We start from the raw sequence: 12,047 nt of genomic DNA on the forward strand, positions 1-12,047 counted from the left end.
CAAGCAGCCCTCGTCCTCACCCACCACGAACACCACGGACGCTACTGAGAAAACCTCAATGTGGCATTGGGTGCGTGCGATGCACCGAACGCCACATTGGGTGCGTGCGATGCACCCAATGCCACATTGGGTGCGTCAGATGCACCGAACGCCACATTGGGTGCGTCAGATGCACCGAACGCCGCATTGGGTGCGTGCGATGCACCCAATGCCACATTGGGTGCATCGCGATCGCGGCCGTGGGGGCGGTCCGTGAAGGGCTCCTTGAGGGAATCTGGTTCCGTGAGGGGCCCCTTGAGGGAATGCCGGGTCGTGAGGGGAACCCTGAGGGACTCAGAGTCCCTCAGGGTTCCCCTCACGGACGTCTTACCGTCCGGGCAGGTGGCGCAGGAGTTTCATGCTCACCGTCATGAAGCGGGCCCACACGGAACCCGGAACTCCCTTGGGCGGTCGCAGGCCCATTCCTCGTTGTACGGCGATTGACTGGGGTTCTGTGTACTTCAGCAGGCCTTCTGCGCCGTTGCGGCGTCCGGCTCCGGATTCCTTCATGCCGCCCATGGGGACGCCGACTGTTCCGAAGGTCGCTGCGTAGCCCTCGTTGACATTCACGGTGCCTGCCTTCAGGCGTGCGCCGACTTCCCAGCCTGCGCGGCCCCTTCGCGTCCATACGCTCGCGTTCAGGCCGAACGGGGTGTCGTTCGCTCGCTCGATCGCGTCCGTGACATCACTGAAACCGTAGATCGATACCACTGGGCCGAAGGTTTCCGAGGCGAACGGGGTCATTCCGGGGCGGACGTCCGTCAGGACCGTTGGCTCGTAGAACAACGGGCCCAGGTCCGGTCGGGGGCGTCCGCCGGTCAGTACTTGCGCGCCCTTCGTTCGGGCGTCTTCTACATGTGCGGACACTGTTTCCAGCTGGCTTTTGGACGTCAGCGAACCCATGCCGGCGTGGTAGTCCAGCGAGCCGCCCAGTCGGAGAGCGGCTGTTCGCGCCACGAATTCGCGCGTGAACTCTTCGCGGATGCTGTCGTGCACGTAGATCCGCTCGACCGACACGCACAGTTGGCCTGCTGACGAGAAGCACGCTGTTACCGCACCGGCGGCGGTTTTGGGGATGTCTGCGTCCGGCAGCACGATCATCGGGTTCTTGCCGCCCAGCTCTAGCGAGTAGCTGGTGAGCCGCTGTGCGATCCGGCCTGCCAGGTCTTTGCCGGTGGGGGTGGAGCCGGTGAAGCAGAGGTAGTCGCATTCTTCCAGGAGCGCGTCGCCGATTTGCGAGCCTCGGCCCAGCACGATCTGCCACAGGCCTGCGGGCAGTCCGGCTTCCTCGGCCAGTTCTTGCAGCCACAGCGCGGACAGCGCGGTCTGGTTGTCCGGTTTCTGCACAACTGCGTTACCGGCGGCGAGCGCGGGGAAGACGTCCATCGCGGTCAGTGCGAGCGGGTAGTTCCAGGGCGAGATGATGCCGACGACGCCCTTGGGGTGCCGCAGTTCGCCGGCGCGGGTAAGGCCTGGAATCACGCCCGGGGCGCGGCGCGGGGAGAGGATCTTCGCGCTGTGTTTGCCGTAGTAGGCCGCTACCAGGACGGTGGCGCTGACCTCGTCGAACGCGTCGATCCGGGCCTTGCCTGCTTCGACCTGGACCAGATCCAGGACTTCCGCTTGGCGAGCGAGTACCAGGTCGTGCAGGCGCAGGAGGAACTGCTGCCGCCGGGTCACCGGAAGGGCTGCCCATTCGCGCTGGGCCTCGCGGGCGGAGGCGAAGGCGGCGCGTACTTCGGCGTCGTCGGCCTGGGGGAGCGAGGTGATCGGCTGTCCGGTGAAAGGCGCGGTCATGTGCACTGGCGCGTTGTCGGCGCCTCCGGTCACGCGGGCTACCAGTGCGGCCGCGCGGGCCGCGGACGGAGCGCCTGCCACGCCGCCGACGGTCGCGGGCAGGGGCTGGCCGGTGAGGTTCGCCGGGGTCGTACTCGTCATCGAGCGCACCTTCTTCCGTGCGGGGCCGGGTGTTACCGACGAGTACACCATACCGGCGGTATGGAAACTAGTCGCCCGAATACAGCAGCACGGCGATCCGCTTCCACTCTTCCAGCAGCTGACGGCGTCGCCGGGGGTCGCCGCCCAGTTCGGCGTCGAGGGCGAGGCCTCGGGTGAGGTTCACGGTGAGCCAGAACAGCATCTCCGCGCGTTCTTTCGGCAGGTCGCCGGCGACTTCGCTGATGTGTCCCAGCGTCGCTCGGCCCAGTGCACGGTCGACCGGGCGGATCGCCGCGCGCAGTTCCGGGTCGGTGCGGGCGGCGACCCACAGCTCGGTGACCGCGGTGGACAGCGTGCCCGAGTAGCCCTCCCACAGCAGGTCGATCGCCGCCGCGACGCCGGACGCGCCGCCCGGCAGCGAGCCGAGCGAGGCGGCGAGCTGGGTGCGCAGCTTGGTGGTGAGGTGCTCGACCGCGGCCGCCATCAGTTCGGCTTTCGTGGCGAAGTAGTGCTGCACCGCGCCCTTCGAGACGCCCGCGCGGGTGCAGATCTCCTGCACCGACGCCCGCGAGTACCCGATCTCGACCAGGCAGTCGATCGTCGCGTCCAGCAGGGCGGTGCGCGTCTGCTCGCGGCGTTCGGCCTGGGTGCGGTGTCCCCGGGCGACCTCAGTCATCGCGGCTCCTGCTTTACGTACCGGACGGATGGGATGTACATTCCGCTCAGAACTTACCTGCCAAGCGTCATGTTTTCCAGTTCGCGGGAGGCCCAGCCGTGCCGTTGCAGACCCAGAAGAGCTCGTGGAGCACCACCGAACTCGAGGATCTCCGGGAGCTCTCCCGGTCGTTCCTGCAGAAGGAATTCGTGCCGAACCAGGAGCGCTGGGCGGCGGAGAAGAAGCTCGACCGGGAAATCTGGACCAAGGCGGGCGAGCTCGGCCTGCTGTGCCTGTCGATCCCGGAGGAGTACGGCGGGGGCGGCGGCACATTCGCGCACGAGGCCGTGCTGTACGAGGAGCAGGCTCGCGCCGGGGACAGCGCCTGGGGCGTCACCGTCCACAGTGGAATCGTGGCGCACTACATCCTGGCGTACGCGTCGGAGGAAAAGAAGCGCGAGTGGCTGCCGAAGATGGCCACCGGCGAGATGGTCGGCGCGGTCGCGATGACCGAACCGGGCACTGGTTCAGACCTCCAGAACATCAAGACCCGCGCGGTCCGCGACGGCGACCACTACGTCATCAACGGCGCGAAGACCTTCATCACCAACGGCTTTCACTCCGACCTCGTCGTGGTCGCGTGCAAGACCGACCCGGACGCCGGCGCGCAGGGCGTCTCGCTGATCGTGGTCGAGACCGACACCCCGGGCTTCCGCCGCGGCCGCGTGCTCGACAAGGTCGGGCTCAAGGGCCAGGACACCGCCGAGCTGTTCTTCGACGACGTCCGCGTGCCCGCCGCGAACCTGCTCGGCGACGCCGAGGGTCAGGGCTTCATCCAGCTGATGCTGCAGCTCCCGCAGGAACGGCTGATCATCGCCGTGACCGCGGTGGCAGGCTTGGAAGCCGCAGTGAACCTGACCATCGACTACACCAAGGAACGCACGGCGTTCGGCCGCCCAATCTTCAACTTCCAGAACACGAAGTTCAAACTCGCCGAGGCGGCGACGGAAGCAGCGGTGTCGCGCGCGTTCCTCGACCAGTGCATCGAACGGCACCTGCGCGGCGAACTCGACGTGCAGGGCGCGGCGATGGCGAAACTGTGGACGACCGAGCGGGTGAACAAGGTCGTGGACGACTGCCTGCAGCTGTTCGGCGGCTACGGCTACATGACCGAGTACCCGATCGCGCGGGCCTGGGCGGACGTGCGGATCTCGCGGATCTTCGGCGGCACCAGCGAGATCATGAAGGAAATCATCTCCCGCACGCTCTGAAGACCGTTGCTGCGAAAGGACTTACCCGTGAAGCAAGGTCCGCTCGCCGGGCTGCGGGTGGTGGAGTTGGCCGGGCTCGCGCCGGCTCCGTTCGCCTGCATGATCCTGGCCGACCTCGGCGCCGACGTGATCCGCGTCGACCGCGCCACCCCGGGCTCCGACGTGCTCGGCATCCCGAACGACCCGCTCGCCCGCGGCAGGCGCTCGGTCGGCGTGAACACGAAAACGCCCGAGGGCGTCGAATTGGTGCTGAAACTGGCCGAGAGCGCCGATGTGCTGATCGAAGGCTTCCGGCCGGGCGTCGCGGAGCGGATGGGCATCGGGCCGGAGCAGGTGCACGCGCGCAACCCGCGGCTCGTGTACGGCCGGATGACCGGCTGGGGCCAGGACGGTCCGCTCGCGTCGGCGGCCGGGCACGACATCAACTACATCGGCGTCGCCGGCGCGCTCGACCCGATCGGCCGGGCAGGCGAACGTCCGGTGCCGCCGCTCAACCTGGTCGGCGACTTCGGCGGAGGCGGCCTGATGCTCGCGATGGGCGTGCTGGCCGCGCTGCACGAGCGCACGACGTCCGGGCGCGGCCAGGTCGTGGACGCGTCGATGGTGGAAGGCGCGGCGTTGCTCACCACGAGCCTGCACGGGATGCGCGCGGCAGGCGTGTGGCCGGGGGAGCGCGGCGAAAACCTCCTCGACGGCGGCGCCCCGTTCTACGACACCTACGAGACCGCGGACGGCAAGTACGTCGCCATCGGCGCGATCGAGATGCGGTTCTGGGCTGACCTGGTGAAGGTGCTCGGGCTGGAGAACGAGGACCTGCCGATGCACGTCGACCAGAGCCAATGGCCGCGGCTGCGCAAGATCCTGGAGGAAGCGGTCGGCCGGTTCACGCGCGACGAACTGGTCGCGCGGGCGGAAGGCACGGACGCGTGTCTCACCGCGGTGCTGTCGCCGTGGGAGGCCGCCGAGCATCCGCAGAACGCGGCGCGTGGAACGTTCGTGGACATCGGCGGCACGGTGCAGCCCGCGCCGGCGCCGCGGTTCGACCGGACGCCCGCTGCTACGCCGGAAGCGCCGCACGAGAAGGGCTCCGACACTGCGGAAGTGTTGGCGGAGCTGGGTTATGACGACGTTGAGCTCTCGGCGCTGAGAGAGGCGGGCGCGGTGTCGTGAGTGGTGATCACGGTTCTCACCGCGATCACCACTTACAAGTCGGAGCGGATCACCGAGTAGAGGATGTGATCGCGCCACTCCCCGTCGCGAAAGTCGAACCCGCGCAGGATCCCTTCGCGGGTGAATCCGGCCTTCTCCAGCGAACGCTGTCCGGCCCGGTTGCCCACCTCCGTGCTGGCCTCGACGCGGTTGAACTGCGTGTGCGCGAACAGGTAGCGCACGAGCTCCCGCTGCGCCTGCGCGCCGAGGCCGTGCCCGCGCGCCTCCGGCAGCAGGACCATGCCGATGTTCCAGCAGTAGGTGTGCGGGCCGGTCCGCGTGCGATGCCACGACACCAGTCCGAGCGGACGTTCGCCGAGCGTCGGGACGAGCATGCCGTTGTCGGTGGTCAGCATGCCGTTTTCGCGCCAGAGCCGCCGGATGTAGCCGGGGTCGTGCCAGCCGAACCACTGGTGCTCGCCGACCGTCTCCGGGTCGTTGGTCAGCGCCTCCAGCAGACCGAGGTCGGACTCGCGCACGGGGCGGAGAGTCACTGCGCCGTCGTCCATCGGCGGAGCCTACCGGGGCGCCGCCCGGGACTTGATCACCCGTTGGTGACCGGCGTCACCCGGCCGTGAGCTTTCTGGCTGGATCGGGGCCCGCGACGGGCCATTCCGCCGTGTCGTCACTACAGTGGGAGCCGACTCTGCCGAGGCGGGGCCGGCGTTCGACCGGATGCCGGGTGAGCGGAGGGGAACGAAACCATGTCGAGCGGCCTGAAGAAGATCGTCGTCGTCGGAGTCGTCGCGCTCGTGCTGTTCTTCCTGATCACGCAGCCCACCAACTCCGCGGCTTTCGTGCACCGCGTGCTCGGCTGGCTCAAGGACGGCGCCGAAGCGATCGTCACCTTCTTCAAGAGCCTCTTCGCCTGACCCGCTCTTTTCCCTTCGCCGGGACGCCTCCGCGCGTCCGTCCGGCCAACTAGTCACGCATCGTCACCGGATCCCGGGATTCGGGCACTTCGCTCGACCATCCGGGTGGATTGGCCCCTGAAACCGCCTGGTCACCGAATTTCCGGGGTCCGGGGTATGGCGGAGAAAGCAGGTGCCGCCCTACGGTGCTCACATTGCGTGATCAGCCGGTTCTCCGGTCCCCCGGGAACCGGGTCACGGCGGGTATTCGGCCCGGTCACGCGTGGGGTGCCAGTCGTGGACGCGCAACGGGGCAGGCGGTCGAAAGGCCTGCCCGTCGGGGACCGATGAGGAGGCAGGGATGACCGGAGATCCCGGAGTGGACGCGTTGATCCGGCAGTGGTCGGCCGAGCGCGAGAAGACCCCTGAGGAGCAGGAGGTCGATCGCATCGCCTCGGCCTGGCTGGCCGACGCGCCGGCCGCTCCGCCGGGCATTCCCGGCCAGCGCGCCCGGTCCGGACCCGCCCGCTGGGCCCCGGTCGAGGCCGCAGACCCCGGCTACCTCGACGCGATGCGCGCCCGGCTGCCGGAGGTCCCGGAAGAACTGCTCGTCGCCGCCGCGGGCTGGTGGCAGATGGTCGGCGACGTCGCCGAAGCGCAGCAGTGGTGGGACGCCGGCATCAGCCCGCTCGACCAGCGGGCCCTGGACTACCGGGCGGCCGGTCTCGCGCCGTCCGACCTGGCGCGGCGGCTCGGCCCGATGACGGTGCTGCAGCATCTCCGCCGCGGCAGCGCGCCCGCGTGGTGCGTCGCTCGGCTGGCTCGGCAGCAGAAGCCCGCCTGATCGTTCGAGGCGGTTGGTTTTCCGCGCGGCTCGCGCGGCGAAAGAAGAAGCCTGTTTGACAGCTGTGTTGCCTGGCCGGCGAATCGGCCAGGCAGCACGGCGAGACGCCCGTCGCGGTGCGGTGGAAGCACTCCTTTGCTCGGGAGCGCCGAAGCCGCATGCGGCGGACGTTTTTCGTTGGCGGTGTCGACTGGCGGCGGCCGGACATCGCGGCAGCGATCGAAGTGCGGCGAAAGCCTGGTTGGCGAGACCGCGCGGCCGGTGGGCGGATCGCGGGATGCTGCCCGAGCGGCGGCGGGAGTTCCTTGTCGCATGGTCGGCGGGCGGATCACGGTGGTGCTGCTCGGACGGCGACGGACTTTTCTTGCCGCGTGGCTGGTCGGCGAATCGCAATGGTGTCGCCCGGACAGCGGCGGAAGTTGCTTGCCGCGTGGCCCGTTGGCGAACCGTGGTGGTGCTGCTCGGGCGACGGACGTTCTTTGCCGCGTGGCTGGTCGGCGAACCGCGGTGATGCCGCCCGGACGGCGACGGAAGTTCCTTCGGCCGGTCCGCCGAACCCGCCTCGGCATGGGGCTCGCGGGGTTTGTGCGGCGGCGGCCGTCCACCTGACGGAACCCGGATTACCCGGCTGGGTGAACCGGCGTGGCGGGGGCCATGGCGATGCGTGCGTAACGCTAACCTGCGCGGGCTCGTTGAGTGTTGCGAACCCCAAGCCATGCTGGAGGACCGGAGTTTCGTGCCCGCCACCGGACAGACCCCCGACACCGCGCCGACCGGGGACGAGACCGCGGCTCCCGCTGCCGCCCCCTCGCCCGCCCGTCGCGGTCACGGCGCCGCGCTCGCGGTGCGGCTCGCCGTCGTCGTCGCGGTGCTCTCGGTCGCGGGCGGCGGGATCTGGATCGTCACCAGGGCGTCCGCCCCGGCAGCCAGTCCCACCACGACCGACATCCCGGCGCTGAGCGTCAAGGCGGTCGACGTCAAGCCGGGTTCGATCGCGCCGGTCAGCGCCGTCGCCGCGGGCGGGGCGGCGGACCAGGGCACGGCACCGCAGTCGGCGCGCCCGACCGGCGGCGACCCGCTGCAGAGCTGGGCGGACAAGGTCGGGCCTGCCACCGGCATCCCGGCCCGCGCGGTGCGCGCGTACGGAAACGCGGAGCTCGCGATGCGCGAGGTCGACCGCGGCTGCCACATCTCCTGGGCGACGCTCGCCGGCATCGGCCGCATCGAGTCCAACCACGGCCAGTACGGCGGAGCGGTCCTCGGCGCGGACGGCCGCCCGTCGAAGCCGATCATCGGCGTCCCGCTCGACGGTTCCTCCGGCGTCCGCGCGATCAGCGACACCGACGGCGGCCAGCTCGACGGCGACCCGGTCGCCGACCGCGCGGTCGGCCCCATGCAGTTCATCCCGAGCACCTGGCGGAAATGGGCGTCCGACGCCACCGGCGACGGCCGCGCCGACCCGCAGCAAATCGACGACGCCGCCCTCACCGCCGCCCGCTACCTGTGCGCGGGCGGCCGCGACATGGCCAGCCCGGCGGGCTGGTGGGCGGGGATCCTGTCGTACAACAACTCGACGGAGTACGCGCAGAAGGTCTTCGGCCTGGCCGACGGCTACGCGAAGGCGGCGCAAAAGGTGCAAGCGGGCTGACCGCTCGCCACCCTCCCGGCCTGCTTCTCCGACCCTCGTCCGTGAGGGGAACCTTCACGGACTTGGATTCCCGCCCAGCGCACAGCTCCTCGCATCCGGCCAGCCCGACCGCCCAAGCGAGGTCGGCTCAGCATCGCTCGCCCCTGCCGACTAGCCGGGTGCGCGATGCCGAGGTCCGTGAAGGGCTCCTTGAGGGAATCAGATTCCCTCAAGGAGCCCTTCACGGACTTCCGCGGGAGCGAGGGCAGGTGACCCGTCTTGCCAGCCGGTGCCCCGAACCGCCCTGGCGAGCACCGCGACAGCGAAGCCGCCGCACACCGCGCAACAGGGAGAACCCCGATGTGGCATTGGGTGCGCTGGACGCATCCAATGTGGCGTTCGGTGCGTGGGATGCACCGAATGTGGCATTGGGTGCGCTGGACGCATCCAATGTGGCGTTCGGTGCGCGGGATGCACCGAATGTGGCATTGGGGCGTTTGCCCGAGCTGAGAACCCGGGCAAAGCAGCGAAGCCGTCCCGGCGCGCGCAGTGCTCGGGGGATCCGTCCGAAGCCAGCTCCGGCACCTCAGCCGCGGGGAATCCGGCCAGCGAGCGCCGGGTGGGGCCCCGGTCACGACCTCGCCGCCTCTCAGCAACGCTCTTCCCCGCCAGTGCTAGCGTCGATACCGTGCCTGCAGATCCCGGCCCGGCCGTGTCCCCGCTCGGGCGCCGGCTCACGATCGTCGCCACGAGCGTCGTGAGCCTGGCGTTGTGCTGCGGGCTGGCCTGGTGGCAGTGGGACCGGTTCACGTCCGCCACCGGCACCTTCCAGAACCTCGGCTACGTGCTGCAATGGCCGCTTTTCGGGCTCTTCCCGGCGTTCATGTTCTGGCGCATCAAGAAGCTGCGCGAACGCGAAGAGGAAGCCGCCGACCAGGCCGGACCGGCCGCACCGGCGCCGGTTCGCGTGCCCGCGCCGCGACCGGCCGCGGCTCCCGTCGAAGAAGACGACGAACTCGCCGCCTACAACCGCTACCTGCGCGAGCTCAACGCCCGCGACCAGCAGTCCTGAACGCCCGCGGAAGTGAGGACGCTCCCATGACGACCAGCACCGACGGTGCCGCCCCGACCCGCCAGTCGAAGGTGTCCGGCTCGCTGACGCGGTTCCGCGCCAGCGCGTACGTGACCGGCGTCGGCCTGCTCGCGCTCTGCGCCACCATGATCATCGAGTACGGCTTCGGCAACGCGACGCCCGCGCAGGTGTACTCGCCGATCCACGGCGTGCTCTACATGATCTACCTGGTGCTCACCATCGACCTCGCGATCAAGGCCCGCTGGTCGATCAAGAGCACCGTCCTGGTGCTGCTGGCCGGATGCGTCCCGTTCGTGTCGTTCGTCGTCGAGCGCCGGGTGACCCACCGCGTGCAGGCCGGGCGCGACGTCTTCTGAGCACGAAAAAACCGCGGCGCCCGAACGGGTGCCGCGGTTTTTTCGTGCTCAGCGGGTCAAGAGCCGAAGCCGATGCCGGTCAGCGACCGGACCTCCATCTCCGCGTGTTTGGCCGGGTCGCCCTTCGAGCGGCCGACGAACGTGCCGATCGCGCCGCACAGGAACGACACCGGGATCGACACCAGGCCCGGGTTCTTCAGCGGGAACCAGTGGAAGTCGACGCTCGGGAAGATCGAGTCCGCCGCACCCGACACCACCGGCGAGAACAGCACCAGCACGACGCACGCGATGAGCCCGCCGTAGATGCTCCACAGCGTTCCGGTGGTGTTGAACCGCTTCCAGAACAGCGAGTACAGCAGAGTCGACAGGTTCGCCGACGCCGCCACGGCCAGCGCGAGCGCCACGAGGAACGCGATGTTCTGGCCGTTGGCGAGGATGCCGCCGAGGATGGCGAACACGCCGATCACGACCGCGGTCAGCCGGGCGACCCGGACCTCGTCCTCCGGCTCCGCCTTGCCGCGCTTGATGACGTTCGCGTAGACGTCGTGCGCGAACGAGGCGGACGCGGTCAGCGTCAGCCCGGCCACCACGGCGAGGATCGTCGCGAACGCGACCGCCGAGATGATGCCGAGCAGCACCGTCCCGCCCACGTGCAGGGCCAGCAGCGGCGCGGCCGAGTTCTCGCCGCCGGGCGCGGCCTTGATCTCGTCCGGGCCGACGATCGCCGCCGCGCCGAAGCCGATCACCAGCGTGCACAGGTAGAACACGAACATGCACGCGGTCGCCCACACCACCGAGCGGCGCGCCTCGCGGGCGTTCGGCACGGTGTAGAAGCGCATCAGCACGTGCGGCAGCGAAGCGACGCCGAGCACCAGCGCCAGCGACAGCGACACGAAGTCGAGCTTCGTGGTCCCGTTCTTGCCGTAGGAGCCGCCGGGGGAGAGCAGGTCCTTGCCCATCGGGCTGTGGTCGGTGGCCGCGCGGAGCAGGCTCGAGAAGTTGAAGCCGTACTTGCCCATCAGGAACACGGTGATCAGCGAGGCCGCGGTGAGCAGGATGGTGGCCTTGATGATCTGCACCCACGTGGTGCCCTTCATGCCGCCGAGCAGCACGTAGGAGATCATCACCAGCCCGACCACGGTGATCACCAGCGCCTGGCCCCACTTGGAGTGGACGTCCAGCAGCAGCGCGACCAGGCCGCCCGCGCCCGCCATCTGCGCGAGCATGTAGAAGAAGGAGATCACCAGCGTCGACGTGGCCGACGCGGCGCGCACCGGACGCTGCTTCATCCGGAAGCTGAGCACGTCGCCCATGGTGAAGCGGCCGGTGTTGCGCAGCAGTTCCGCGAGCAGCAGCAGGTCGACGAGCCACGCCACGAGGAAGCCGATGGAGTAGAGGAAGCCGTCGTAGCCGTTGATCGCGATCGCGCCGGCGATGCCGAGGAACGACGCGGCGGACAGGAAGTCGCCGGAGAGCGCGACGCCGTTCTGCCGTCCGGTGAAGGCGCTGTCGGCGGTGTAGTAGCCCGAGGTGGAGGATCGGCGGTTGCCCGCGCGGTAGACCACGAACAGGGTGATCGCGACGAACAGCGCGAACACCCCGGTGTTGATCAACGGGTTGCTCGCCGAAGCTCCTTCGGCGAGTGACGTGGTGGTCGCGAGGGTCACTGAGGGGTTCCTTCCGTGACGGCGTTCTGCGCGCGGATCTCGGCCGCGCGCGGGTCCATCTCGCGGTCGGCGAAGCGGACGTACAGCGCGGTGATCGCCGCGGTGGTGACGAACTGGCCGAGGCCGAGCAGCATGCCGACGTTGACCAGGCCGAAGACGGGCGTGCTCATGAAGTCGCTCGCGTAGGCGGCGAGCACGACGTAGACGAGGTACCAGACGAAGAACCCGATGCTCATCGGGAACACGAACCGGCGGAACCGGCTGCGCAGCGAGCGGAACTGGGGGCTGCGCTGGATCTGCTCGTAGTCCGGGCCGCGCTTGCGGCGCCTGCCGCGCGGGGCGGCGTCGCCTCCTTCGCGGTCGAACAGCGCGGGCATCTGACCGGTGTCCTCGGCCGAGGCGGCCGGTCCGGTGGTGCGCGCGACGTTGTGCATGGCTGCCTCCGGCAACTTGCGCGGTGGATGGCGCCGGGCGGCGTTCGAGAAAGCGCCCGGATC

12 protein-coding genes are annotated in these 12,047 nt (G+C 69.5%); 7 read left to right on the forward strand and 5 right to left on the reverse strand.

Annotation, left to right across the window (positions count from 1 at the left end):
* Window positions 1-366 precede the first annotated feature (366 nt).
* Complete coding sequence (locus ACFORO_RS45665; protein ID WP_377870751.1) at window positions 367-1,977, reverse strand: succinic semialdehyde dehydrogenase; 1,611 nt, start codon at window positions 1,975-1,977, stop codon at window positions 367-369.
* 67 nt (window positions 1,978-2,044) lie between these two features.
* Window positions 2,045-2,653, reverse strand: coding sequence for a TetR/AcrR family transcriptional regulator (locus tag ACFORO_RS45670; RefSeq protein WP_354751179.1), 609 nt, complete (start codon window positions 2,651-2,653; stop codon window positions 2,045-2,047).
* Between the two features lie 98 nt (window positions 2,654-2,751).
* Between ACFORO_RS45670 and ACFORO_RS45675 the strand changes: the two genes are divergently transcribed.
* Window positions 2,752-3,903, forward strand: coding sequence for an acyl-CoA dehydrogenase family protein (locus ACFORO_RS45675; protein WP_116206670.1), 1,152 nt, complete (start codon window positions 2,752-2,754; stop codon window positions 3,901-3,903).
* A gap of 27 nt (window positions 3,904-3,930) precedes the next feature.
* Window positions 3,931-5,073: a CaiB/BaiF CoA transferase family protein gene (locus tag ACFORO_RS45680; protein ID WP_377870750.1), complete on the forward strand. Its 1,143-nt coding sequence runs from the start codon at window positions 3,931-3,933 to the stop codon at window positions 5,071-5,073.
* Between the two features lie 32 nt (window positions 5,074-5,105).
* On the opposite strand, the gene ACFORO_RS45685 is transcribed toward ACFORO_RS45680, so the two are convergent.
* Window positions 5,106-5,621, reverse strand: coding sequence for a GNAT family N-acetyltransferase (locus ACFORO_RS45685; RefSeq protein WP_377870749.1), 516 nt, complete (start codon window positions 5,619-5,621; stop codon window positions 5,106-5,108).
* Between the two features lie 195 nt (window positions 5,622-5,816).
* On the opposite strand from ACFORO_RS45685, the gene ACFORO_RS45690 reads away from it, so the two are divergent.
* From ACFORO_RS45690 to ACFORO_RS45710, 5 genes are all read left to right on the forward strand, one after another.
* On the forward strand, window positions 5,817-5,984 hold the full coding sequence (locus ACFORO_RS45690; protein ID WP_162836029.1) for a hypothetical protein: 168 nt from the start codon (window positions 5,817-5,819) through the stop codon (window positions 5,982-5,984).
* 340 nt (window positions 5,985-6,324) lie between these two features.
* Entirely contained in the window at window positions 6,325-6,807 is a 483-nt protein-coding gene (locus ACFORO_RS45695) for a hypothetical protein (RefSeq protein WP_037713183.1), read from the forward strand.
* Between the two features lie 715 nt (window positions 6,808-7,522).
* Window positions 7,523-8,455: a lytic transglycosylase domain-containing protein gene (locus ACFORO_RS45700; RefSeq protein ID WP_377870747.1), complete on the forward strand. Its 933-nt coding sequence runs from the start codon at window positions 7,523-7,525 to the stop codon at window positions 8,453-8,455.
* Window positions 8,456-9,122: 667 nt separating this feature from the next.
* Complete coding sequence (locus ACFORO_RS45705; RefSeq protein ID WP_377870746.1) at window positions 9,123-9,506, forward strand: hypothetical protein; 384 nt, start codon at window positions 9,123-9,125, stop codon at window positions 9,504-9,506.
* A 26-nt stretch (window positions 9,507-9,532) separates the two neighbouring features.
* Entirely contained in the window at window positions 9,533-9,883 is a 351-nt protein-coding gene (locus ACFORO_RS45710) for a DUF3817 domain-containing protein (protein WP_344267793.1), read from the forward strand.
* Window positions 9,884-9,939: 56 nt separating this feature from the next.
* Here the strand turns inward: ACFORO_RS45710 and ACFORO_RS45715 are convergent, their stop codons facing one another.
* Together ACFORO_RS45715 and ACFORO_RS45720 are read right to left on the reverse strand one after the other, a co-directional pair.
* Complete coding sequence (locus tag ACFORO_RS45715) at window positions 9,940-11,550, reverse strand: solute symporter family protein (RefSeq protein WP_377870745.1); 1,611 nt, start codon at window positions 11,548-11,550, stop codon at window positions 9,940-9,942.
* Window positions 11,547-11,984 (reverse strand): DUF485 domain-containing protein, encoded by a 438-nt coding sequence (locus ACFORO_RS45720; RefSeq protein WP_354751130.1) that lies wholly within the window; start codon window positions 11,982-11,984, stop codon window positions 11,547-11,549. Before ACFORO_RS45720 ends, ACFORO_RS45715 begins: the two co-directional genes overlap by 4 nt.
* Between the last annotated feature and the right edge of the window lie 63 nt (window positions 11,985-12,047).

The sequence above is a fragment of the Amycolatopsis halotolerans genome (assembly GCF_042647905.1).
GTDB lineage: Bacteria > Actinomycetota > Actinomycetes > Mycobacteriales > Pseudonocardiaceae > Amycolatopsis > Amycolatopsis halotolerans.

What these genes read in the sequence shown, in the direction of transcription:
- ACFORO_RS45670 (WP_354751179.1), bottom strand. Translation starts at nt 2,653, where the DNA reads ATGACTGAGGTCGCCCGGGGACACCGCACCCAGGCCGAACGCCGCGAG.
- ACFORO_RS45685 (WP_377870749.1), bottom strand. Translation starts at nt 5,621, where the DNA reads ATGGACGACGGCGCAGTGACTCTCCGCCCCGTGCGCGAGTCCGACCTC.
- ACFORO_RS45690 (WP_162836029.1), top strand. Translation starts at nt 5,817, where the DNA reads ATGTCGAGCGGCCTGAAGAAGATCGTCGTCGTCGGAGTCGTCGCGCTC.
- ACFORO_RS45695 (WP_037713183.1), top strand. Translation starts at nt 6,325, where the DNA reads ATGACCGGAGATCCCGGAGTGGACGCGTTGATCCGGCAGTGGTCGGCC.
- ACFORO_RS45700 (WP_377870747.1), top strand. Translation starts at nt 7,523, where the DNA reads ATGCTGGAGGACCGGAGTTTCGTGCCCGCCACCGGACAGACCCCCGAC.
- ACFORO_RS45665 (WP_377870751.1), bottom strand. Translation starts at nt 1,977, where the DNA reads ATGACGAGTACGACCCCGGCGAACCTCACCGGCCAGCCCCTGCCCGCG.
- ACFORO_RS45720 (WP_354751130.1), bottom strand. Translation starts at nt 11,984, where the DNA reads ATGCACAACGTCGCGCGCACCACCGGACCGGCCGCCTCGGCCGAGGAC.
- ACFORO_RS45710 (WP_344267793.1), top strand. Translation starts at nt 9,533, where the DNA reads ATGACGACCAGCACCGACGGTGCCGCCCCGACCCGCCAGTCGAAGGTG.